The organism is Sporosarcina sp. E16_8 (assembly GCF_017347095.1).
Classification (GTDB): Bacteria; Bacillota; Bacilli; order Bacillales_A; family Planococcaceae; genus Sporosarcina.
In genome coordinates this window covers 158,526-182,399 of record NZ_JADPRZ010000004.1, presented here as the reverse complement: position 1 = coordinate 182,399, position 23,874 = coordinate 158,526, and the positions used below count along the sequence as shown (strand labels likewise).

Annotated in this window: 21 protein-coding genes; 5 read left to right on the top strand and 16 right to left on the bottom strand. The window is 42.4% G+C overall.

All coding sequences use genetic code 11. The features are described 5' to 3' along the window. Positions 1-68: 68 nt before the first annotated feature. The 15 genes from I2484_RS05750 to I2484_RS05685 all read right to left on the bottom strand — a co-directional run bounded on the left by I2484_RS05750 (position 69) and on the right by I2484_RS05685 (position 16,374). Positions 69-638 carry a TetR/AcrR family transcriptional regulator gene (locus I2484_RS05750; RefSeq protein WP_207150075.1) on the bottom strand — a complete coding sequence of 190 codons (570 nt, stop codon included), beginning with the start codon at positions 636-638 and terminating at the stop codon, positions 69-71. Between the two features lie 160 nt (positions 639-798). Next, positions 799-2,670: a ribosomal protection-like ABC-F family protein gene (gene abc-f / locus I2484_RS05745; protein WP_481886380.1), complete on the bottom strand. Its 1,872-nt coding sequence runs from the start codon at positions 2,668-2,670 to the stop codon at positions 799-801. Between the two features lie 152 nt (positions 2,671-2,822). Continuing rightward, positions 2,823-2,942, bottom strand: coding sequence for an RAxF-45 family protein (locus I2484_RS21805; protein ID WP_346014159.1), 120 nt, complete (start codon positions 2,940-2,942; stop codon positions 2,823-2,825). A gap of 176 nt (positions 2,943-3,118) precedes the next feature. After that, positions 3,119-4,852: an ABC transporter ATP-binding protein gene (locus I2484_RS05740; RefSeq protein ID WP_207150073.1), complete on the bottom strand. Its 1,734-nt coding sequence runs from the start codon at positions 4,850-4,852 to the stop codon at positions 3,119-3,121. 296 nt (positions 4,853-5,148) lie between these two features. Continuing rightward, positions 5,149-5,430, bottom strand: coding sequence for a hypothetical protein (locus I2484_RS05735; protein ID WP_207150072.1), 282 nt, complete (start codon positions 5,428-5,430; stop codon positions 5,149-5,151). Positions 5,431-5,439: 9 nt separating this feature from the next. Then, on the bottom strand, positions 5,440-5,826 hold the full coding sequence (locus I2484_RS05730; RefSeq protein ID WP_207150071.1) for a hypothetical protein: 387 nt from the start codon (positions 5,824-5,826) through the stop codon (positions 5,440-5,442). 12 nt (positions 5,827-5,838) lie between these two features. After that, entirely contained in the window at positions 5,839-6,204 is a 366-nt protein-coding gene (locus I2484_RS05725; RefSeq protein ID WP_207150070.1) for a DUF2089 domain-containing protein, read from the bottom strand. 265 nt (positions 6,205-6,469) lie between these two features. After that, positions 6,470-7,639 (bottom strand): aminotransferase class I/II-fold pyridoxal phosphate-dependent enzyme, encoded by a 1,170-nt coding sequence (locus tag I2484_RS05720; RefSeq protein WP_207150069.1) that lies wholly within the window; start codon positions 7,637-7,639, stop codon positions 6,470-6,472. Positions 7,640-7,929: 290 nt separating this feature from the next. Beyond that, positions 7,930-8,628: an AIM24 family protein gene (locus tag I2484_RS05715; RefSeq protein WP_207150068.1), complete on the bottom strand. Its 699-nt coding sequence runs from the start codon at positions 8,626-8,628 to the stop codon at positions 7,930-7,932. Between the two features lie 83 nt (positions 8,629-8,711). Continuing rightward, the gene (locus I2484_RS05710; protein ID WP_207150067.1) at positions 8,712-8,948 is read right to left on the bottom strand and encodes a hypothetical protein; all 237 of its coding nucleotides are present in this window, start codon (positions 8,946-8,948) and stop codon (positions 8,712-8,714) included. Positions 8,949-9,072: 124 nt separating this feature from the next. Next, entirely contained in the window at positions 9,073-10,263 is a 1,191-nt protein-coding gene (locus tag I2484_RS05705) for an acyl-CoA dehydrogenase family protein (RefSeq protein ID WP_207150066.1), read from the bottom strand. 579 nt (positions 10,264-10,842) lie between these two features. Continuing rightward, complete coding sequence (locus tag I2484_RS05700; RefSeq protein ID WP_207150065.1) at positions 10,843-12,009, bottom strand: saccharopine dehydrogenase family protein; 1,167 nt, start codon at positions 12,007-12,009, stop codon at positions 10,843-10,845. Positions 12,010-12,033: 24 nt separating this feature from the next. Continuing rightward, on the bottom strand, positions 12,034-13,512 hold the full coding sequence (locus I2484_RS05695; protein ID WP_207150064.1) for an aldehyde dehydrogenase family protein: 1,479 nt from the start codon (positions 13,510-13,512) through the stop codon (positions 12,034-12,036). A 181-nt stretch (positions 13,513-13,693) separates the two neighbouring features. Next, positions 13,694-14,737, bottom strand: a complete 1,044-nt coding sequence (locus I2484_RS05690) for an SEC-C metal-binding domain-containing protein (protein ID WP_207150063.1) — start codon at positions 14,735-14,737, stop codon at positions 13,694-13,696. Positions 14,738-14,847: 110 nt separating this feature from the next. Further along, a complete protein-coding gene (locus tag I2484_RS05685) occupies positions 14,848-16,374 on the bottom strand; it encodes a DHA2 family efflux MFS transporter permease subunit (protein WP_207150062.1) in 1,527 nt (508 codons plus the stop codon). A gap of 235 nt (positions 16,375-16,609) precedes the next feature. Between I2484_RS05685 and I2484_RS05680 the strand changes: the two genes are divergently transcribed. Both I2484_RS05680 and I2484_RS05675 read left to right on the top strand, forming a co-directional pair. Next, positions 16,610-17,494: a TetR/AcrR family transcriptional regulator gene (locus tag I2484_RS05680; protein ID WP_207150061.1), complete on the top strand. Its 885-nt coding sequence runs from the start codon at positions 16,610-16,612 to the stop codon at positions 17,492-17,494. Positions 17,495-17,588: 94 nt separating this feature from the next. Further along, positions 17,589-18,386, top strand: a complete 798-nt coding sequence (locus I2484_RS05675) for a TIGR00266 family protein (protein WP_207150060.1) — start codon at positions 17,589-17,591, stop codon at positions 18,384-18,386. Between the two features lie 685 nt (positions 18,387-19,071). On the opposite strand, the gene I2484_RS05670 is transcribed toward I2484_RS05675, so the two are convergent. Then, on the bottom strand, positions 19,072-19,974 hold the full coding sequence (locus tag I2484_RS05670) for a LysR family transcriptional regulator (protein WP_207150059.1): 903 nt from the start codon (positions 19,972-19,974) through the stop codon (positions 19,072-19,074). Between the two features lie 134 nt (positions 19,975-20,108). On the opposite strand from I2484_RS05670, the gene hutG reads away from it, so the two are divergent. The 3 genes from hutG (at position 20,109) to I2484_RS05655 (ending at position 23,810) form a co-directional block, all read left to right on the top strand. Further along, entirely contained in the window at positions 20,109-21,083 is a 975-nt protein-coding gene (gene hutG / locus I2484_RS05665; RefSeq protein ID WP_218627927.1) for a formimidoylglutamase, read from the top strand. Further along, on the top strand, positions 21,067-22,257 hold the full coding sequence (gltS, locus tag I2484_RS05660) for a sodium/glutamate symporter (RefSeq protein WP_207150057.1): 1,191 nt from the start codon (positions 21,067-21,069) through the stop codon (positions 22,255-22,257). Before hutG ends, gltS begins: the two co-directional genes overlap by 17 nt. Positions 22,258-22,442: 185 nt before the next feature. Further along, positions 22,443-23,810, top strand: a complete 1,368-nt coding sequence (locus I2484_RS05655; RefSeq protein WP_207150056.1) for a sodium-dependent transporter — start codon at positions 22,443-22,445, stop codon at positions 23,808-23,810. Positions 23,811-23,874 lie beyond the last annotated feature (64 nt).

Sequence of the window (23,874 nt, the reverse complement as noted above, 5' to 3'; positions counted from 1 at the left end):
TATCTATTTCCTCCAATACTGGTTGACCAATTCACTCAAACGGTCAATTCAGAATAAAAAATGAAGCCTCAAATTAAGAGACTTTTAAAAATGGTCCCCTTTAACAACGCAGCGATACGCTCTTCCGATAGCTCTTCATCGTGGGTTTTACCCCAGTCTGAGACAAGTGCGAGATATGCCTTAAATAATATATATGCGACAAGTTCTGTATCACAGGGAAATACTTCACCTTTGGCAATTCCCTTTTCTATCTTCTCTTTTACATAAAAAATGATTTCTTTTTCAATTGCCTGTAGCACTTCACCTACAGCAGGTGTACGCAGTTCTTTTTCTTCATCAATTAACTTAGCATACAATTGATGCGTTCCACGGAATTTGAGCATTTGCATCAGCCTGGCATGCGCATTTTGTTCGAATGGCGCACCTTCAACAGAAACAGCATCCGCCTCCGCCCGCATTTCGTTAATCATTTTTAACACAATGGCATTAAACAGTTCTTCTTTATTGGCGAAAAACGTATAGATTGTTCCTTTGCCCACATTCGCAATTTTCGCGACCTGGTCCATCGTTGTTGCTTTATATCCGAACAACGAAAATGATTTTTCAGCTGCCTCCAAAATTTCCTGCCTGCGGTCCATTTCTCCACCTCACTTTGAATGGATCATCCGATTGACCACGAAACGCTTTCGGTCATCTAGTCACTATATTACTCCGGCTACTCGTATTATGCAAGGTTTTTCTTCCGGATAAAAAAGTCTAAGAAAGGATTACTCCCTCTCAGACTGTGTACTTAGTTCCCTATTCCACTTCACTCATCCACATTTCATAGATAGACTCTAGCTCTTGTTTCATCACGGTAACTTCCGCTATGAATGATTCATACTTCACCCAATCCATTTCATCTTCCGCTTCTTTTTCCAGAGCGGCGATTATTTGTTCAAGTCTCGCTATTTCTAGTTCTGTGTTTATAGCTATCTTTTTTTCCGCTTTTTCTATCTTCGGCTTTTTTACTGCGATAGGTTCGGGCACTTCAACTACGATGCGGATTTGAAGCTCCTGCCACTTCTCACGTGCCCAATTATATGGTCCGTCAAATGTCGTCATGAGTCCGTCTTCCAACCATGCAGTACGGGAGAATAGTTTATTCAAGAAATAACGGTCATGTGAAACGGCGACGATCGTGCCCGTAAAGTCTTCCAGCGCCTCTTCAAGCACTTCACGTGACTCAATATCCAAATGATTTGTTGGCTCATCAAGCACTAAGAAATTAACATCCTGGTACATCAGTTGTGCCAAACGGAGCCGCATCCGCTCTCCGCCACTTAGGTCTCCAATTCGCATAAATACATCTGGACCGTAAAACATAAACTTCGCTAATATATGTCGAGCTTCCCCTTCAGCAACATTTACTTCATCACGAAAGACGTCTATCAGACGCGCCTTCGGGTCCTTGATTTTAAAATGCTGTGACAAGAACCCAATCTTCACGTTACTTCCTACTTTACTCAATCCAGCATCAATCGGAAGCTCGCCTAAAATAATTTTCAGTACGGTTGATTTTCCGCATCCATTCCGACCGACAATCGCTGTCCGATCCTTCCAATACACATGGAAGTCCGCACCCTTCAATAGCTCCTGCTGCCCAAATGATTTCGTGATTCCTTCCATTACAACGACTTCCTTACCACTGCGTGGCGCAGCTTCAAACGACAAAGTCATTTTCTTCGGATCGATAAGTGGCTTCCTTACTTTTTCCATCCGCTCTAGCGCCCGTTCCATATTGCGCGCTTGCCGGTGGAGTCCTGGATTTGGAGGATTGGCTTCATTCGCCCATTGGTGGAGCCGTTTAATGGCCTCTTTCATTTTTTTAATCTTCTTTTGTTGCTCTTCGTAATCCTGAAACTCCCTCATAAGACGCTCTTCTTTTTCTAGAATAAAGGCGGAATAATTCCCGTAATAAAGATGAATATCCCCTTCTTCAAGATCCGCAACCTTCTTTACAACACAATCCAAAAAGTAACGGTCATGCGAAATGATGACAACTGTTCCTGAGTAATCCGTTAAATATGCTTCCAGCCATTCAACTGCAAATAAGTCCAAATGATTCGTCGGTTCATCCAATAACAGCAAATCAGGTTTCGTCAATAATAGCTTCCCTAGCATTATCTTCGTCTGTTCGCCACCGCTCAATTGCCCAAAAGAACGTCCGACGAATGATTTCAGTTGCAATCCATTGATGACTTTCTCAATTTCCGAGTCTACGGCATAGCCCTCACGATTGGCGAATTCCTCCTGTAAATCTCCGTATACCCGAAGCAACTTATCCATGTCCGTGTTTCCGGCATTGGCTAGCTCTGCTTCTAACTCCGACATTTTTGCCTGCATTTCTTTTAGTTCTACAAATGCACTGTTGAGCACATCATAACCGGTCGTTTCTTTTTCATATAAAGGGATTTGCGCTAAATAGCCTATCTTTGTACCCTTTTTAAAATGAATTGCCCCACTGTCAGGTTGCTCCGCTCCCGAAATCAACTTAAATAACGTTGTTTTCCCACTACCGTTCCGTCCGACAACACCTAATTTATCACCTGTTTTAATGTCCAAAGAAAGATTCTCAAAAATCATATTCCCACCGAGCATTTTGCTTATTTGTTGAACTGTACATATCATCATTTTCCGCTTCCCCTCGTCCTGTTTTCACAACTGGAAGCATCTTACGAAAAGCGCTGGGCGCCCTGAGTCTAGACAACAAAAAAGACCGCGTGTAAGCGATCTTCCCCAAAATAATTATCGTAAGGAATGCATGCTAAACAGCTGTGTGATTACTGAAATTGTCTACAAAAGGACAGACTAGTCCCGTTGACTGCAATTTCATGAGTAATCGCACATGAAGTGGCTAAGTATTCCAATAAAACTTCACGTGCATACACCGTGTCTAACATCATTCCTCACCTCCGCTCACTAATAGTAAGAATAGTATAACACAAATCCATGCGTCAGTCACCTAGACAATTCCCACATAATAACCCTAACAAAAAAGGGTGTTGTCCGATTAGTCGTTAACGTTTTGACTTGTGGACAACACCTTGTTTATTAGCGGCATAAGGGGTTTTTTCCCCTACGCCAATTGCTGTTCGGCAAATTCACGATACAACGCATGTGATTGTATCAATTCTTTATGCGTTCCACTACCTGTAACCTGCCCATTTTCAATGAAAATGATTTTATCTGCATCGACAATTGTGGATAATCTGTGGGCAATGACGAACGTTGTGCGCCCTTCCATCAATCGTGTCAGCGCATCTTGAACGACGCCTTCCGATTGGCTATCTAGGCTTGCGGTTGCTTCGTCCATCATCAATATTTTTGGATCTCGTAAAAAAGCACGAGCGATGGCGATACGCTGCCTTTGCCCTCCAGAAAGTTTTACACCTCGTTCTCCAACTTCGGTGTCCAAGCCTTTCGAAAATGTTTTAACAAATTCGTCGGCATACGCCATTTCAGCAACTTCCCAAAGCCTTTGATCCGGAATACTTTCCCCATTTTCTAATCCGTAACATAAGTTTTCACGTATTGTCCCTGCCATCATGGCACTCTCTTGTGAAACGTAACCGATCTGACTGCGCCACGACGCCATCGACAACTCTTTTATTCGTGTGCCGCCGATTTGAATTTCACCGGCTGTCGGTTCGTAAAAACGCTCAAGTAATCCGAACATAGTCGTTTTCCCACCACCACTCGGTCCGGCGAATGCTATCATTTCACCAGGCTGGGCCTCAAAGCTCACGTTGCCGATTACCGGTTCATCGTCTTCATAAGCAAACGACACGTCCACAACTTGAATTGGTTTGTTCGCAATATCCATCACCAAGCCATCTTGTCCTTCTTCCAATGGCAATTCTAAAATATCGATAATACGCTCTGTTGCGCCTTTCGCTTTCTGCAATTGTGTGAAGAACATTGCAAATGATGTAATTGGAAAAATAATTTGGAATAGATACAGTAGGAATGCAACAAGTGAACCCGTCGACATTGTGCCGTTCGCAACACGCATACCGCCATATCCGATGATCATCACGATGACCACCATAACAACTAGATACATAAAGGGAGCAATCAGTGCAGTTATACGAGCTTCTTTCAAGCCAAAACCAAGTAATTTTCCAATTCCAGCTTTTCCACTCGCCTCTTCATTCTGTTCGGCATTAGAAGCTTTCATCAAGCGGATCTCGCCTAGTGTTTGTTGAATATTGCCTGTGAATATAGCTGTTTCATCTTGTAGTCCACGCGAAATCTTCGCCATTTTGGTGCCAAGTGGAATCATGATTCCCACTGTAATCGGAACCGCAATCAACATGATAAGTGTCATTTTCCAATCCATGATAAGCAGAATCGTCACCGCACCTATAATCGAAATGATGCCCGTAATGAACTGCGGGAAATGTTGTGTAATCAATTCTTTCACGATTCCCGTATCATTGATGACACGGCTCACCGTTTCACCGCTAGATTCCTTGTCAAAGTGACTGACAGGCAAACGTATTAGCTTTGTCCACATGCGTTCGCGTAATCTCGCAACTACTTTTTGTCCTACATAACTCAGTAAATAAATGGATACCCCATCAATTACTGCTTGAACAATAAACGCTACCCCAATAGCAATCATTATCGGGACGCTAAGTGAGGCAACTGAAAACCCATCCACTAAATTTTTCGTTAGCAAAGGGACAACCAAACCTGCAAGTGTTGTCAACACACCTGCTGTCAAACCAACTGCTAAAGCTAGTTTTGGGATTCCTGTTGATAAAATGAGAGAGAAAAACGGCTTCAAGCCGACTTTTTTCTTATCCATAGTTTTTAACTCCATTCCGCTGAATCTTTATTTGATAAGCTTATCATAGTAGATGTATGTAAACCCAATATCAACAAACTTCGTTTTGTTGCCCGAAATATATAAATCTTACGGTTAATTTCCACGATAAAAAGACCGCTGAGAAGACCATTCAAGTTCTCGGGTTAGACAGAACTTAAGGAATTAGACAGTGGTCTAAAGGTATATAGATTACTTGAATAACTCGTACTTGTGGACAACAGAGGCGTTTCAACTTCACTTATCAGTTGGACAGTACATTTAGCTTATCAAGCAACTTATAACTTAATAATAACTTCCGTGCCATCCTGTGCTTTGACATTTACTAACTCCAGTTTTTTATGCCCTTTCAATTCTTTGATAATTCCCTTGAGCTCCTTTTTATTAAAGAGCGGTATTGTAAATGACATTTCTTTTTCCTTCATCGATTTCTTCACCCACTTATTAACAAGTCGATTGATGAGTTCTGAAGAAACTATAGCAATACCTATGTTGAGAAGCACATAAGGAACTGGAATGGAGAGCCGTACTGCTCCCGCTTTCACCTTGACGTTTAGCATACTGTCACCCTATTCAATCGCGACTGAAATTGTATCGCCATTCGCAGATTTAATATCTACAATTTGACCGTCCAATTCATTCTCAATCGCCTCTATAAGTAAGCCGATGTCGATATCTTTTACATACTTTTCCGATTGCGGGATACTAGCAGCGATGTTATGTCCAGCTAACAAAACGACTTTCACAAGCTTAATCGGCACATTGACTGAAACATTATCGTTTTCCGCAGATACAATACGGATTTTCAGCATTTTATCAGCATATACAGGTGATTTGGAAGAAAGATTACTCCCCGATTCCCGATCTTTCAATACTTGGATCAATTCTGATGCTTTTGTTGCATCAACTTTCCCCTCTTGTACCATCGTTATTATTTTTTCAATTTCTATACTCAAAGCTGGTTCCTCCTATTCGTCTTTTAATAACCTGATGGCTTCTTCCGCAGAAATTTCTCCACTTTCCAACATTTCAACTACCTTTTTCTCATCTACCACGTTTTTCTTCTTCGTTTCAAATCCTAGGGAGCTAACAACTTCATTTAATTTGCCACGAACCGTAGGATAGGAAATCCCCAGTTCTTTTTCAACTTCTTTAATGTTTCCCCTACACATTAGAAAAACTTCAACGAAGCGAAGTTGATCATTCGACAGGGATGCCAATTTGGATAATTCGAATTCATTTTCGATGGTTGTGTGACAGTGAGAGCAATGTAACTTCGTAATTTTTAGTGTTTCACTACAAACAGGACAGTGACTAATAACTTGATAGGCCATAATTAAATTTAGTTCCCTCCTCTCATTTGTATACATCGTATCGTAAATAATCAACATTATCAATACCGATATTAAATTTATTAAGTTCGGTATTTACAATGTTGATAAAACCGTTTAACTAAACCAATAAACAACATCTCCACCTCAACAATGAATTATACTTCTCTTTAATAAAAACGTGTTTTATCACCCCAAAAAGAGCGTATCTATTTAAAGAACGCTCTTTTTTTTCTTTCTAATTCTATTTTCGTAACTCTAATTTACTTCATCTAGTAATTACTAAATCCCGCAATCGGTCGACGGCTTTTTGCAGTACCTCCACTTTCTGAACGAGCGCCAACCGGACGAACCCGGAACCTTCAGAACCAAAGATACTACCCGGAACCATGACAACACCGCATTGCTCGATTACTTTAAACACAAATTCCTTATCATCCATGTCATACGGATATTTTGCCCATACAAACATGCCGCCGCTTGAAGGAGTGGCCGACCACCCAATCTCTTCCATACCTTTCATTAACACACTATGGCGCGCAGAAAACTCTACCCGCAGACGATCCGTAATCTCTTCCGCATTATCGAGTGCGATGACAGCCGCGTCCTGAATAGGACCGAACGTTCCATAATCCAAATTCGATTTAAGCTGCCTTAAAATGTGAACTACCTCGGCATTACCAGCAACATAAGCGATGCGGGCACCTGCTAGGCTAAAACTTTTGGATAATGAATTAATCTCCATCCCGACTTCCATTGCACCAGGTGTCGATAGGAAACTGATTGGAGAATCACCTGTGAAATAGTATTCGGAATAGGCCGCGTCATGGAGCACGATGACATTATATTTCTTGGCGAAGGCTACTACCTTTTCAAAAAATACTGGGTTCGGCATCGCTGGTACCGGATTTCCCGGTAAATTCAAAATAAGTAATTTAGCGTTTTTTGCAACCTCTTCAGGAATCACATCCAAGTCTGGTAAAAATCCATTTTTCGCCAGCAATGGCATCTCATAAGGAACTGCACCCGCAAGCTTAATACCCGCTTCATATGCAACGTATGCAGGATTCGTTGTCAACACAAAGTCTCCTTCATTGCAAAAAGCGAGCGGCAGATGGACAAGTCCTTCTTGAGAACCCATTGTTTGAATTATTTCCGTTTCAGGATTGAGCGTAACACCGGAACGTCGTTCATAATAATTCGCGACAGCTTCGTTAAACTGTCTTGTGCCGCCAAGTGTATAACCGTATGTATTCGCTAGAGCGCTCTGTTCTGATAACACACGCCTCACTTTTTCGTCAGGGGGAAGATCCGGACTGCCGAGACTTAAATCATAGACTTCAGCGCCCGTCGCTTTTTTCACTTCGGCTGCTACTTTTAAATCTCCGAAAATGGCAGGTGCAAAAATGGACATTTTTAACGAAGGTTCAATCTTCAAAGGGAAACACTCCTTTTTTATGGTGAATTGTTTTTTTAAGGAGTAGTTTATCACAAACTATGCGGCTAGTGTAAATAAGGTTGTAAAAAAAGGGAATATGTTTGGCCTTCCTGCGAGTTATAAACAACCACCGATGCGATTGTTTCAAGACTTACCACCTAAAATTAGGATTCTATTTCAAAAAGAGTGCTCCAAATAAAAAATCATTTCTATTTGGAGGGTATCACGAATCTATATCTGTTAGTTATGCTTACACCCTATCTTTGAATTCAACAGGATAAGCTCGGTATTTAAGAGGATCCATTTCCAGTCATATAAACTTCTTCAAACGGTTGAATGATAACAAAACCTTCACCACTAAACTCCATTTGAATCGATTCTCCACTACCACGACCAAAGAAGGTCCTAATGCTAATATCTGTTCGAAACTCCGGTGTTAAATGGCCAGACCAGGCGACTGTTGCATTCGGGTCTGTAATGACGGATTCTCCAGGGTGGACAAGTAGCGTTAGCGGCTCAAAATGGGTAGTAATCGCAACCTTCCCTTTACCTCTCAACGTGACATTGAACAGTCCACCTGACATCATTCCAGCCACTTTCTTCATCAACTTAATATCCCATTCAATACTTGGTTCAAACGCAAGAAGATCATTGCCATTCACCGTAATCGATTCATTATTCAAATCAAAAATGGTTATCTTTTTCCCTTGGTCCGCTAAATAAAGCCGACCATTTCCTGTTGCTTTCATCAGTGAAGTACCTTCACCCGTAAGCGCTTTTTTAAACATCATGCCTACACCATGCTCAAGCACTTTTTCCCGCTCAAATTTAATCTGACCCGTATATGAGATCATAGAGCCCATCTTCGCCCAAACAAAGTCAGTTAAATTCACTTCTAGAATTCGCGGTGTTTCCAATTCAAAGTATTCACTTACCCTCTCATCCTGCTTAGTCTGTTTGACGAATTCATTAATCGTATATTTCCCCATCTATATCTCCCCTTTCAGCAATTCAAAAAGCCTATTCATACGTTCAACTCGAATGTTTCAAAGGAGTTCAAGTGGTCTATTTTTTAATCGCTAAATTTTTCAAATAACGTTTTCAATTCTTCACCATCATAAAAACCCCCATCATTTATGAACTTTTCAATCTCTATCGTACCATCATCCATAAACTCAACCTCCCACAATTGACCAGGGACGGCTATCTCCACCATAATCGCTTCATTTCTAATTTTATTTAGTTTATAATCTATTTTCTTGTCCTCTAGGCTATTAAGAAAGCCTAGCAACCGTTTCAAACTTTCCATATCTTCACCCCATAGTAGGTACTTTCTCAACGTTTTACTGTACTATATGGTAGTTGTATCCCTCTATCGCTTATCACTAACCAAGAAAAAATCCTGATAGGCCTATCCCTTCAGGACTGTAAATTCACTCAAACGGCCACTCAGGTAGCCTATTACTCAATTTCTTATCTTCCCGGTAACCAAGCACATATTCTGCCTGCATAATCGTATGGATTTCACGAGTTCCTTCATAAATAACAGGCGCCTTTGAATTACGCAGGAATCGAGCGACTGGGTATTCATCCGAATAGCCGTATGCGCCGTGAATTTGGAATGCATCATCCGCTGCTTTATTGGCAAAATCGCATGCCTGCCATTTCGCAAGCGATGTCTCGCGCGTATTACGCAATCCTTTATTTTTCATTTCACCAGCTCGATAGACAAGTAGACGACTCATCTGATAGCCCGCTTCCATGTTAGCAATCATTTGCTGAACGAGTTGGTGTCTACCTATTTCCTTACCAAACGTTTCCCGCGCATGGCAATACTTCACACTTTCTTCGAGACAGCCCATGATTAAGCCAACCGCCCCCGCAGCGACAGTGAAGCGCCCATTATCAAGTGACGCCATGGCGATTTTAAATCCGTCGCCTTCTTCACCTAATAAATTCGCAGCTGGGATACGCATATCTTCGAAAAACAGTTCGCCTGTATTGCCTGCACGAATGCCATACTTTCCTTTGATCGCTTTCGATGAAAAACCTGGCGTCTTCCGTTCGACGATGAACGCGCTAATACCATGGTGTTTCTTCGCTTTATCCGTATACGCGAAAACAAGGAAATGATCCGCAATATCACAAAGGGAAATCCACGTTTTTTGACCGTTTAATACATAGTCTTCTCCGTCACGCACGGCAGTTGTCGACATTGCAGCAACATCGGAACCTGCACCCGGTTCTGTCAATCCGAATGCACCTATTTTTTCGCCCTTCGCTTGCGGCACAAGGTACTTTTCCTTCTGTTCTTCATTACCCCACTGCAGTAGGCTCATAGAGTTCAAGCCAATATGGACCGATACTGCTGTCCGGAACGCTGTATCCCCACGCTCCAATTCTTCACACAATATCGCGAGCGAATTGTAATCCATGCTACTGCCACCATATTGCTCCGGTATACACACGCCCATGAAGCCAAGATCCGCAAGCTTCTTCCAAATCGCCTGATCGAATCCACCTTGTGCATCCCATTTCTGGATATGAGGCATAATTTCTGCATCGACGAACTGGCGTGCCGTTTTCCTCAACATTTTCTGTTCTTCCGTAAATCCGAAGTCCACTTTTCCATCTCCTTTCACAAAATACTTTGCCGTTAATCAGATCAGAAATTATACGTTTTCAACTTGGAACAGTGTCTAGCTCTAGGCACCAGCCGCTCGGAGGCTCACAGGATGTGAGTTACGCAGCGAGGAGGGATTGAACTGCATCCCTCCTTGTTGCCGCAGGACGCGGCGCACTTAGGCAGGGTTCCTTGATAGTCAGCTCAACTATGCGGAAGTTCGCCGCGCCGTTGGTCCGTCTTATGCCTGTCGCGTCTAAACGGCGACTTCCGCTTTTCTTAGTGTCTAGCTACAGGCACCAGCCGCTCGGGTCATAAGTCAGCTCAACTATGCGGAAGTTCGCCGCGCCGTTGGTCCGTCTTATGCCTGTCGCGTCTAAACGGCGCCTTCCGCTTTTCTTAGTGTCTAGCTACAGGCTCCAACTCCTCGGGTCATAAGTAATCCAACTATGTGGAAAAGTGAGCCATGCCTGCAAGGATGCAGGTATGCAGTCGTTGCGACAGGAAGTCGCGATCTTAGACTGCCTTCTTTTATTTACTTATGCCTGTCGGAGCTGTGCGGCGTCTTCCGCTTTTCTCATTAGACACGCGCCTCGTTCGACTCGATGCTTTCTTCGATTACAACACCGCGCTTTTTCATCTCTTCAATATACAATTCACCAGGCACGATATTTTCAGGTGGATGAACGCCACGTTTCGTAATGGTGCCATCGCCAATCATTTGCGCCACAATGGAAATCGTGTTTGCCGTAGCACGCGCCATTGCAGTCTCATTTACCGCCGTATCCTTTTCCGTAATTAGATCGTACTCGTACGTTACGGGCATACCGCTTTTTTCACCGCTGACAATAACGCGTAGCAACACTGCATCCGATTTCTTACCAAGGCGAAGTTGCGGTGACAGATGCTCCCTCATGACGTCGCGGACTTTCACTTTATGACCGTCAACAGTCACTTCATTGTCCCGTGATAGCAAGCCTAAATCGACAAGTAGTTGGAACTTCTCCGCATGCCCTTTGTAACGAATCGTTTTGTATTCAAGTGTTTCCACATTCGGGAACGATGTCGTCAATGTCGACGTGCCGCCTGACGTATGAAACGCCTCAAGCTCACCGAATTTATCAAAATGAATCGTTTCGATTTCAGACAATGATGGTACTTCCAACAGTTGCCCATTTCGAATAACGTGAGAAGGATCAGTGTAATGATCAAACACGCCTTCCAATGAAAAGACGACATTATAATTAAGCGGCGGCTCCGGTTTCACCGGAATTCCCCCAACAAATAACTTGATGGAACTAACTTTATCGAGTTTACCTGCTCCATAACCAGTAAGAATATTAATCATTCCAGGAGCTACCCCTAGATCTGGAATGATTGTCACACCTTTCGCAATCGCCTCGTCCGCCAGACCGAGCACCGCATCCGTTGCACCGCCGATATGACCGCCAAGATCAATGGAATGAACACCGATATCTACTGCGATTCGAGCAACCTTTTCATTAAACGTATAGAATAGCGCATTGATAACCACATCCCCTAGTGCCATCACTTCGCTTAATCGCTGATCATTTTTCGCATCCAGTAATAGGACATTCAGCTTGTCGGACATGAGTTCCTCCGCAAAGTCTTCCGCCTGCTTGACGTTCAGATCTGCCAAATAAACTCTTTCAACGTCATCACTTTTCACTAGATCGCGTGCCGCCTCTTTCCCCATTAAACCTGCTCCAAGTATGACAACCTTCATTTCCCCATCCCCTTACGTTAGGTATTAGTCCGTGTCAATCTGCGCTCGTTGCAATTTCCCGCTGAAGTCTATATAAATACTCTTCCATTCAGTGAATACATCAAGTGCTGCAACACCAGAATCACGGTGCCCGTTGCCCGTCCCTTTTGTTCCGCCAAATGGCAGATGGATTTCGGCACCTGTCGTTCCAGCATTCACGTAGACAATACCTGTATCAAGATCACGTTGTGCCCGAAACACTTTATTGACATCACGCGAGAAAATTGAACTTGAAAGTCCAAACTTCACACTGTTATTGACCTCAATCGCTTCATCTAAACTTGAAACTTCAATGAGCGAAACGACAGGCCCAAAAATTTCTTCTTGTGCAAGGCGGCTATCCCATTTCACATCTGTGAATAAAGTTGGTTCGTAATAATGGCCATCCGCAAGTTTTCCATCCGTCAATATATTTCCACCCGCAAGAAGTTTCGCGCCTTCATCCTTGCCAATTCCGACATAGCCGTGAATTTTATCGAGCGCTTTTTTATTGATGACCGGACCGATTTTCACTGATTCATCCAGTCCATCGCCAATCGATAACACTTTCATCGCTTCCACAAGTTTTCGCTCGAGCTCTTCCTTTACATCTGTATGCACGATGACGCGGCTACATGCTGTACAACGCTGACCCGCTGTTCCGAATGCACTCCAAAGGATCCCTTCCACTGCCAGTTCGATATCCGCGTCATCCATAACGATGACCGCATTTTTACCACCCATTTCAAGCGATACTTTTTTCAAATGGCGTCCACCTGTTTCCGCAACATGACGACCCGTTTCAGTCGACCCTGTGAATGAAATAACGCGAACATCGGGGTGTTCAATCATCGCTGTTCCAACTTCTGCTCCCGACCCGAAAACAATATTCGCAACACCCTCAGGGAGCCCTGCTTCTTCAAATATAAGTGCCATTTCGTACGCCATCATAGGTGTTTCCGTTGCTGGTTTCCAGATGAATGTATTGCCCGCAACAATTGCTGGGAACGATTTCCATGTCGCAATCGCCACTGGGAAATTCCATGGCGTAATGAGCCCGACAACTCCGATTGGCGCACGGACACTCATTGCGAACTTGTCTTGAAGCTCCGAAGGTACTGTCTCCCCGAACATGCGGCGTCCTTCTCCCGCCATGTAGAGTGCCATATCAATGCCTTCCTGCACTTCACCGCGTGCCTCTTCGATGACTTTCCCCATTTCTTTCGTCAATACTTGCGATAAATGCTCTTTCTTCTCTTTCATGAGCCGTCCAATTTCATATAAAAAGTCTGCACGTTTCGGTGCGGGAACGAGTGCCCATTTTTTCTGAGCCTCTTTCGCCGACTTTACCGCAAGACTCACATCTTCTTTAGTCGATAATCTTACTTGTGCCAGTTCCATACCATTTGCTGGATTCAAGACTGCCGTATAATCTGCCCCACCAGCTTCCTGCCAGGAACCCCCGATATAATTGTTCAGTCGCATTGCAACATGCCCCTTTCTCTAACACACCATTTTGAAAACGCTTACATCTATTAATTCGACATTCCCTATCATATCCCTTTAATTTTACCGAAAATGAAAACCCCGGACGATTTCATTCCCGTCCAGGGTTAATCCATTTCTATCCTATTCATCTCAATCGCTACTCATTCCATCTACAGAGTTATTCCTCTACTTGCTGGCGGCTTCGTTCGTACATTTCAATGACAAATTCACGGATATTATCTGCATGTTTCATCATCGAACTCGCCGATACAACGAACAACTTAGCAATTTCAGCATTCGTCAATTCTTCATCTTTTATAATCTCCAAATCAACTGCTACAAAAAATACTGCAGCGGCGATAACACCAGGTTTACGGAAATTGGGGCGCTCTTTCAAGAAATACGTTACGACAATATTTCTCAGTAATTCACGTGCTTCTTTAGGCGTATTTCTTAACTCAAGTACTTCATCAAGGCTCTCGATTACTTCTTGCTGAACTGGTGTAAAATCATGCTCTATTAGTTCATTCACTGTTCGTGAATCCCTGGCAAGCAAAATTTCGTAGACGTCTGTCATATGCTCATTATAGAACGCAAGACTCTTATCGAACCCGCTTGACTCCGCAAGTTCAACTATTTGTTTTTCGAGTGAACCATTCCAATCATTAATAAACATAAGTGAAGAGATTACGTAGATATCATTGTTCTGGTCCCGATTATCCGGCAAAACAATACCGAATACGAATGAATGCTCTTCCAGTAGCATTCCTTCTTTCTTTTCCAGTTTGAACATGCGCTCGCCAAGTATTTCTTGGACAACAACATATCCTTCCTTCTCCTCTTTCACTTTAGCAAACAAAACAATAGGCTCTTTCCATAATTCCAATACGGATCGAACTGTACCTCTTATCGGGCTATTCAACACTCTGAGAAGATGACGCTTCCACAAATCACGCCGCGCAACGAATAAGAAATATTCACTTACAGCCTCTTCTACGTCATCCGGTGCCATCAGTTTATCAAGTTTACTTTTCCAGTGTCTTCTATGGCTTTCGAACTCTGAAATATCCGCTGGGGCTGTAGCTTGTTCATATGCACCAAAGACGATACGCTCAAGTTCCTCATCAATAAGTGTCTCTAAAGGTGATTCATTTTTCTCTGCACAACACTTTTTATATTTCTTTCCGCTCCCACATGGACACGGATCGTTTCGTCCTACCATTTTCCCACGTCCTTACAATTATACGTTATTAATATTTACCTCACACTCAATAGTAACAGAAACAAAAAAACTCCGCAGTGGTATATATATATACCCATGCAGAGCATTCTTTAATCTTTTGCTAATTTTTCAATTTCCTCGGACTTAGTAAATGATTTGTCATTAGTTGGTAGAGCTACACGTTTCATGAAGAGAGACAGTGCCAAGGCAACAATCGCAACAATTGTCGAGATGAAAAACGAAAAACTAATTCCGTCAAGCATCGCTTGTGCTTCCAGTTGTTCCTTTAACTTTGCAAGCCCCTCAGCGGTCGACGGAGCATTCCCTGATACCTGGACTTCTGCAAATAACTCCGCGCCGGTTGATTCCATCCGCTTCGTCATAATCGTTAACAGTATCGCGGACCCAATTGCACCGGACACTTGCTGCAACGTATTGTTCATTGCCGTACCGTGCGGATTCGAGATCATCGGCAACTGATTCAATCCGTTCGTCATAACTGGCATCATCACCATCGAAATCCCAAACATGCGAATCGTATAAATCCACATGATGTAATAATAGCCGGACTCCATGCCTAGTCTACTTAAATAGAATGTCGAAATGACAGTGATTGTAAGCCCGATGATCGCCAAAATCCTTGCACCGTACTTATCGAATAAGCGACCTGTAATCGGCGACATAAGCCCCATGACAATCGCACCTGGAAGCATAAGTAATCCTGAATGGAACGGTGAAATTCCCCGTATTGTCTGGACATAAAGGGGCGTAAGAATCATGCCGGAAAACATTGCAATCGATAGTACGATTGAGATGGCAGACGATAAGGCGAACATTGGATGTTTATAAATCTTGAAATCCAACATTGGGTCATCCATACGCAATTGACGCACGATGAACGTTACTAGTGCAATCGTACCAATAATGATTGTTCCATAGACAAGTGGCGAATCCCAACCTTTATCCGGATCTCCCGCCGAACTGAATCCGTAAAGGAGTCCGCCAAAACCAACACTAGACAAAACTAGCGAAAATACATCTAATTTCATGTCACGATTCGGTGTAATGTTACGCAATTTAAAGAAGGCGTAAATGAGCGTCAAAATTGAAAACGGTAAAACGATACCAAAAAGTGTACGCCATGTATAATGCTCGATTACCCAACCTGACAAAGTTGGACCTATCGCTGGCGCTGTAATCATTACAAGACCAAATATCCCCATTGCAGTTCCCCTGCGCTCAATTGGAAATGCCGTCAGCATAACGTTCATAAGGAGCGGCATCATCATGGCAGATCCACACGCTTGAACCATCCGAGCAGCAACAAGTACACCAAATGATGGTGCAAGCATTGCAAGAAGTGTCCCTAGAGTAAACAGCACCATAGCCGTTAAGAACAATCTCCTATTTGTGAATTTTTGAATGAAGAATGCACTTGCCGGGATTAAAATACCGTTAATAAGCATATATCCAGTCGTCAGCCATTGGACAACTGATGGTTTTATATCGAACTCAACCATAATTGTCGGCAATGCAACGTTCAACAATGTATTATTTAATAAAGCCACAAATGCACCTATAAACAGGATGGCTATCATGCCATAGGGCGGTTTTTCTTGCATTTTTTCAATATCCATATTACTTCCTCCTATTTAATACGTAACGTATAGAATTTGTACCCTTAGTACATCATGTTCAATATATTATACCGATAGTCCAAAACATGCAACCTACGAAAACGCTTTCATATAAATAAACTTTATTTCATTGATATAACAACATTTTAGGGATAACATATAAATGTACCACTAGTACAAATTGAATTTCCCACTTCAAGAAAAGACCAACAAAATACAGAATAAAGGTGATTATATGAACGATCGTAAACGCCAGGTTTTATTGACAGCACAACGACTTTTTATAGATAAAGGGTTCTCCACCACGTCTGTTCAAGACATATTAGACGAGTCCAACATTTCGAAAGGAACATTCTATAATTACTTTTCATCCAAGAACGAATGTCTCAAAGCGATACTCGAACATGCACATGATGAAACGACTGTGAGAAGGCATGAATTGCTTATCGGACAAAACTTGTCCGATAAGAACATTTTGGTTGAGCAAATTTTAATACGTATGCACTTGAATCGCGAACATAATTTGTTGCCCATTTTTGAGGCTGTCTTCCATTCGGGAGATAGCGACTTGCGTGGTTTCATCAAGAACATGCTTTTAGCCGAGTTTTCTTGGCTAACAAGAAGACTGGTGGACGTCTATGGCAAAGATGCAGTGCCCTATGCTGCTGATTGCGCCGTTATGCTATTCGGAATGATGCAGCAAATACTTCATGCTTGGTCAGCCGTTTCCAAAGAGGAAATGGACTCCTTGAAACTCGTCACTTTCTTACTACGTAGAATCGATTCCATCATGCCGGGTATGATTAGCACAAAAGATGCATTTTTCACTGAAGATGTATTTTCCAAATTAAGCGGGGATGTAGAAGATCAAACAGAAACAAAGGAACAATTGCTCGAACGTCTTGCAGGATTTTCGGATTCGCTCGTGGATGATGCTCTTCCCGCTGGCAAACAATATATTCAATTCCTATTGGAAGAACTTCGCTCTGAGTGTCCACGAATATTCGTACTCGAGTCCATCGTCCGCTCGTTCCGGGAGACTTTCAAAGGATTCTCCAATGAACCTGAAGCTCAAGAGCTGGCTTACAAAGTTTGGCGTTATGTCGACACACTCGATTAGTTACAGTTTTTCTTTATACTTGTTGAAACTTTCTCCACTCTATTTCGTATGATTGGGTAGTAGACTATTTTTTCTAAGGGAGGAACGTAACAAGATGAACAATCACGAAATCGATTACAAAATACATGGCGATGATATGCAGTTTGTAGAAGTCGAGCTTGATCCTAAAGAGACGGTAGTAGCGGAAGCAGGGGCTCTGATGATGATGGAAGACGGTATCGAAATGGAAACAATCTTCGGTGACGGGTCCGGCTCTTCAGGCGGGGGAATTATGGGCAAACTGATGGGCGCCGGAAAACGAATGTTGACTGGGGAAAGTTTATTCATGACAACATTCACGAATACGGGGGCAGGCAAAAAGCATGTCTCTTTCGCATCTCCTTACCCTGGTAAAATCATCCCGATGGATTTAAGTGAGCATAACGGCAAAATTATCTGCCAAAAAGATGCCTTTCTTGCTGCCGCAAAAGGCGTGTCTGTTGGAATCGAATTTCAACGTAAACTGGGTACCGGCTTTTTCGGTGGTGAAGGGTTTATCATGCAGAAACTCGAGGGCGATGGCATGACGTTCATCCACGCTGGAGGCACGATTATCGAAAAAAGGCTACGACCGGGAGAAATATTACGTGTTGACACGGGATGTCTCGTGGCGATGACGCACAACGTAAATTACAACATCGAAATGGTGAAAGGCGTAAAAACAGCATTATTTGGCGGCGAAGGGCTCTTTTTCGCGACATTGAAGGGACCTGGAACTGTTTGGATTCAATCACTTCCATTTTCTAGACTCGCTAGCCGTGTCTTTGCAGCTGCACCGCAAACACCTGGTGGAGGTTCACGTGATGAAGGTAGTATTGCAGGTGGTTTGTTCAATATGTTAGGTGGGAAATAACTAGTTAATTTCACTACCGAACACTGGGCACTACGTGTATAGATGACTTTATTTGCTTTGGATTGAATGACTTCTATACGATTACCGAGATGGCTGGATGTGTGGGGGTGCGACTTTGTCGCACCCCCACACATTTTTTCGGTAATCACATGGTGAACCTTCATCCGTCGCGCTCCAAATTCATACATACATGTAGTGCTTGAGCCTTTTGGGACGAAAGAATAGAGGGCTTCTAACCTGGAGAAAAGCCGCCAAAGATGCAATTTTGGCAGCTGAAAATTTCTATAAGGTTTTCTCACTTTTTATTAAAGAAGTGCCACTCTCTAATAGTCTTCACGTGATTAGATGCATACTCTTTACTAAAAGTAAGCAAGAAGCACATTATAAAACGTGCAAGAGTGCCCGAAATTGCATCTTCGGGCACTTACCCTCTCTATAGAAAGTTATCTACTCTTTTTTTCAAAAACAACTGCATTTTTCACTTGAACATCGTAGGAACGCGACAGGCAACTATTTGCAACAGTATTACTGAAATGTTGTGGCTAGAGTGACGGAGTCACTTCTAGCCACACTAGTCCCCTCAGTAAATCTATCATGAATAGTTAGCCGCAAGCGGGCCGAAAATATTCAAGTGAAAACGAAGGTCATCGCTCCCTTCTCACCATTCTTTTATGAAAATAAATGGTTAAACAACAGACGTATCCTTGTATATAAAAAAGTTCTCAACTTCCGTTATAAACGCTTTTATTGAAGGCGACACATACCGATCTTTCATGTACGTCAAATACACGGTTCTCTCCAGCGCAGAAGAATCGATTACTTTACTGACGATTGAAAAGTCATGTGGCCCTTGTAAGTAATTTTCGGGAATAAGTGCAATGCCTAAATTTTCACTGACTAAACTTAGTGCCGTTTCGAAACGCTCAATTTCATATTTAATTGTAGGCGCCGTATTGTCCAATGCAAAAGCATGTAAGATGTCTTCCCTTGTCTGAAACCCCTCGGTACTAATGATGAATTGCTCATTCTCCAATTCTTTAAGCGTTATTGATTCCCTTCCCGCCATTAGGTGACTTTCATGAACGACCAGTACAAGTTTTTCCTTGTACAACGGGACGGCTTCTATATCCTCTTCTTTAATTTGCTGGTTCGTGATGATGGCATGTGTTTCATACTTCCTCAACGAATTCTTTACATCGTCACCACCTAATACTTCCGTCAATCGAATATTCATCTCGGAAAAACTTTCGTTGTATCGTAAAATCACTTTCGGTATCCAATACTTCACCGACTCTATCATGCCGATTTGGAGTTCCCCTTTTCCAATGAGCCTTACCTCTTCCATTTCCTTTTTCACAATCGACATTTCTGATAAAAGATGAATCGCTCTATCGTATAAAACCTCTCCCGCTTCCGTTAGCCTACTATTTCTCGTGTTACGTTCAATAATTTGAAACCCCAATTCCCTCTCCAAGTTTTTTATGGCGTTGCTTAATGACGGTTGAGAGATATGTAGCTTCTCCGCCGCTTTTGAAAAACTCATATGATCAACGACTGAAACGAAATAGTTTAACTGTTTTAGGTCCATACTGATTGTCACTCCCCCCTAGCCTATAGTTTAAGGCTATAAATATATAGTAATTATATATTAGAAATTATAAATCAGGTGCTTTATAATAAATTAGTGAAGTTGTAACTGAAAGTTCAGAAAGGGTGAAGCAATTGCTTACAAGAGTAGATACTCATATATGGTCGGGACGTACGGATCATATTGAAAATAGAACGAGTTTCCGGTACCACCAAGTAGTTGAAGTTATCGAGTTAGAAGATTTACCTTCATCACCCGATACATGTGCAATTATCGGTTTTGAAAGCGAGGAAGGCGTCCGCCGCAACAAAGGACAACTTGGCGCAGCACAAGCACCAGATGCATTGCGTAGTGAACTAGCCAAACTGCCATGGAAATTCCCGGTAAGTAAGCGGCTTGTCGATGTCGGAAATATTCAGTACATGGGTACTGACCTAGAAAAAGCCCAACAACAACTGGGCGACACAATTGCAAAAGCACTAGAGAAAAAAATGACACCAATCATTCTTGGTGGCGGTCATGAAACCGCTTACGGTCATTATCTTGGAATCCGAAAATCAATCGGAGAAGACGCTTCTCTTGGGATTATTAACATAGATGCCCACTTCGACTTACGCTCATACGACGAACAACCGTCGTCCGGCACGATGTTCAAACAAATACTTGAGCATGATGAACAGAGCAGCTACTTCGTCGTCGGAATTCAGCGATACGGTAACACGCAGGAACTATTTGAGACAGCCGATAGGCTCGGCGTCAAATATGAATACGAAGAGAATATGCATATCGGAAATATGGACAAATTGACGGTAGCTCTTGAACAATTTATCAACCAACATGACTTTGTTTTTCTTACCTTATGCACCGATGTACTCAATGCCGCCTTCGCGCCAGGTGTCAGTGCCCCTTCGCCATTTGGACTAGATCCTTCCGTTGTACGTTCCATTATTCGAACAGTCACCTCACACGAAAAAACGCTGTCGTTTGATATTTCGGAAGTAAATCCTCTTTTGGATGAAAATAATCGTACAGTAAAACTTGGAGCATACTTAATAAATGAGGCCATTACAACATTTTTAGGAGGGAAAATTCATGACGCTAGTTCTTAATCAAGTCTCCACGATTTTCCTTGCCATCGCATTACTAACCTTCGGAATGGTTTTAATTAAAAAGGTTGGTTTTTTACGAAAGTTCTGTATACCTGCCCCCGTTGTTGGTGGATTATTATTCGCCACTTTAGCGACCATTCTCAAATCTCTTGGATGGCTAGAAATTACACTTGATACATCCCTACAAAGTTTATTCATGCTTACATTCTTTACGACAATCGGTTTAGGAGCAAGCTTTAAACTTATTAAACTTGGCGGGAAGGTTCTTGTCATCTACTGGCTGGCTTGTGGATTTTTAGCGCTTGCACAAAACACTATCGGAGTCTCCATGGCTTATTTGTTCGACTTGCACCCACTTATCGGAATGATGGCTGGGGCAGTTTCAATGGAAGGCGGACACGGAGCCGCTACTGCATTCGGCCAAACACTTGAAGATATAGGTATTAATTCAGCTCTTTCAATCGGAGTTGCAGCGGCTACATTTGGACTTGTTGCCGGCGGTCTTATTGGTGGTCCTACCGTTAAATATCTTATTACAAAACACAATCTTAAGCCTTCTGAAACGGAGAATGGGATTGGTAACCCTATTACTGAGAATGAAAAGCCAATTCAAACAGATTCATTTTTCACGCAAATTTTCCTCATCACACTTTGTATGGCGCTTGGCACGTATTTGGGTGAATTGTTTTCAACTGCAACAGGATTTGTTCTACCAGGCTATGTAGGCGCAATGTTCGTTGCTGTTCTTGTTCGGAATATCGTCGACAAAATTAATCCAAAAGTAATCGACATGAAGAGCATTGGCTTAATCAGCGACGTTACATTAGGAATCTTCCTGTCAATGGCACTAATGAGCATCAAATTGTGGGAAGTTGCGGATTTGGCACTTCCACTACTTGTTATCGTCTTTGTCCAAGTTGTCTTCATCGTACTTTTCGGTATTTTCGTCTTGTTCCGTCTGCTTGGGAAAGACTATGACGCGGCTATCATGGTAGCCGGTTTTACAGGACATGGTCTCGGTGCTACTCCTAATGCAATGGCTAATATGGCAGCTGTCACGGAAAGGTTCGGTCCTTCGACAAAAGCATTCCTAGTCGTTCCGATCGTCGGTGCGTTCCTCATCGACGTGTTTGCAATACCAATTATTATTACAACCATAAATCTATTCAATTGATGGCGAAAAGCTTCCCACATTATGTTTTCTATGTGGGAAGCTTTTTTTGTTCTTTAGGACGTATACATTCAATGCTCGGAAATTTGTTGTTTTAGTGACAGTCCCCGTGAAATACGCTACCATTATACAACTACCCTTTATTTTAGTAATAAGCACATATTCATTACATCGAAAGGATTGACCATATGCCTCAACAAGAACATTGGAAATCGAAAATAGGATTTGTGTTAGCAGCTGCCGGTTCGGCAATCGGGCTCGGTGCAATATGGAAGTTCCCTTATGTAGCCGGAACAGGCGGTGGTGGTGCCTTCTTACTTATCTTCTTGTTATTCACGCTACTACTCGGATTCCCTCTACTAATTGGAGAATTCATTCTCGGGCGAAAAAGCCAAAGTGACGCTATTACTACCTACAAAAAGTTTGCGCCTAACTCAGGGTGGCATATAACAGGGGTTATTGGTGTTGTTACGAGTTTTCTCGTTTTGTCATTTTACAGTGTTGTTGGAGGATGGATTATTCTCTACTTAGTTAAAGCTATGACCGGGGGCCTCGCAGGACTTTCGCAAGATCAGTTCGGTCCACTATTTGGAGAAATTATTTCGAACCCGTACTCTACCCTAACCGGTCAATTACTCTTTTTGGTGCTGACAATTGTGGTTGTAGCCCAAGGCGTTCAAAAGGGAATTGAGAAGGCAAGTAAGATTATGATGCCCGCCCTCTTTATTTTATTTGTCATCATCGTCATCCGCTCCCTTAGCTTGGATGGGGCAATGGAGGGTGTGAAGTTTCTACTCGTACCTGATTTTACTAAGTTGACATCCGAAACAATTTTATTCGCCCTGGGACAAGCGTTTTTTACATTGACATTAGGAGCTTCCGTCATGGTTACGTACGCTTCTTATCTTCCTAAAACGCAAAATCTACCGGGCTCAGCGATGTCGATCATTGCTATGAATATTGTCATCGTTCTGTTAGCTGGGCTAGCGATTTTCCCAGGCGTGTTTTCATTTGGGCTTGAACCAGACGCAGGACCGACATTAATCTTTTCAGTATTACCAGCTGTATTCAATCAAATGCCCTTTGGTATGTTCTTCTTCATTGCATTCTTGCTTTTATTCTTATTCGCGGCTTTAACCTCCGCATTCTCAATGATTGAAATTATCGTTGCAACGATGACGAAAAATGATCCTTCAAAACGGAAAAAATTCACTTGGATAATTGGAATGGCGATTTTCATTGTTGGGATCCCATCTTGTTTATCATATGGAGTAATGGCTGATGTGAAGTTTTTCGATAAAACGGTATTTGATTTAGTCGATTTTGCAGTAAGTAATGTATTGCTACCACTTGGCGCATTATTAATTTCTATTTTCATACCATTGAAGATATCTAAAACAGATTTATTTGATGAGATGAAGCAGGGTTCGAAAATCGGCAACATTTTCTTTACTGTTTGGTTCTATTTGTTAAAGTATCTAGCCCCTATTGCAATTATTATTGTCTTCCTTGATGCACTGGGTTTATTTAATTTGTTTACAAACCACTCTGAGTAAATGTTTTGCGATCCGCTAAACATTCACGGCAAATTCAGAAACCGTAAAAGGCTGTATGTCGACA

Excerpts from the sequence above, each read along its gene's own strand:
- I2484_RS05655 (WP_207150056.1), top strand. The coding sequence starts at position 22,443 with ATGCCTCAACAAGAACATTGGAAATCGAAAATAGGATTTGTGTTAGCA.
- I2484_RS05725 (WP_207150070.1), bottom strand. The coding sequence starts at position 6,204 with ATGGCCTATCAAGTTATTAGTCACTGTCCTGTTTGTAGTGAAACACTA.
- I2484_RS05700 (WP_207150065.1), bottom strand. The coding sequence starts at position 12,009 with ATGAAGGTTGTCATACTTGGAGCAGGTTTAATGGGGAAAGAGGCGGCA.
- I2484_RS05675 (WP_207150060.1), top strand. The coding sequence starts at position 17,589 with ATGAACAATCACGAAATCGATTACAAAATACATGGCGATGATATGCAG.
- I2484_RS05710 (WP_207150067.1), bottom strand. The coding sequence starts at position 8,948 with ATGGAAAGTTTGAAACGGTTGCTAGGCTTTCTTAATAGCCTAGAGGAC.
- I2484_RS05695 (WP_207150064.1), bottom strand. The coding sequence starts at position 13,512 with ATGCGACTGAACAATTATATCGGGGGTTCCTGGCAGGAAGCTGGTGGG.
- I2484_RS05740 (WP_207150073.1), bottom strand. The coding sequence starts at position 4,852 with ATGGATAAGAAAAAAGTCGGCTTGAAGCCGTTTTTCTCTCTCATTTTA.
- I2484_RS05735 (WP_207150072.1), bottom strand. The coding sequence starts at position 5,430 with ATGCTAAACGTCAAGGTGAAAGCGGGAGCAGTACGGCTCTCCATTCCA.
- I2484_RS05670 (WP_207150059.1), bottom strand. The coding sequence starts at position 19,974 with ATGGACCTAAAACAGTTAAACTATTTCGTTTCAGTCGTTGATCATATG.
- abc-f (WP_481886380.1), bottom strand. The coding sequence starts at position 2,670 with ATGATATGTACAGTTCAACAAATAAGCAAAATGCTCGGTGGGAATATG.
- I2484_RS05750 (WP_207150075.1), bottom strand. The coding sequence starts at position 638 with ATGGACCGCAGGCAGGAAATTTTGGAGGCAGCTGAAAAATCATTTTCG.
- I2484_RS05690 (WP_207150063.1), bottom strand. The coding sequence starts at position 14,737 with ATGGTAGGACGAAACGATCCGTGTCCATGTGGGAGCGGAAAGAAATAT.
- I2484_RS21805 (WP_346014159.1), bottom strand. The coding sequence starts at position 2,942 with ATGTTAGACACGGTGTATGCACGTGAAGTTTTATTGGAATACTTAGCC.
- I2484_RS05715 (WP_207150068.1), bottom strand. The coding sequence starts at position 8,628 with ATGGGGAAATATACGATTAATGAATTCGTCAAACAGACTAAGCAGGAT.
- gltS (WP_207150057.1), top strand. The coding sequence starts at position 21,067 with ATGACGCTAGTTCTTAATCAAGTCTCCACGATTTTCCTTGCCATCGCA.
- I2484_RS05680 (WP_207150061.1), top strand. The coding sequence starts at position 16,610 with ATGAACGATCGTAAACGCCAGGTTTTATTGACAGCACAACGACTTTTT.
- I2484_RS05685 (WP_207150062.1), bottom strand. The coding sequence starts at position 16,374 with ATGGATATTGAAAAAATGCAAGAAAAACCGCCCTATGGCATGATAGCC.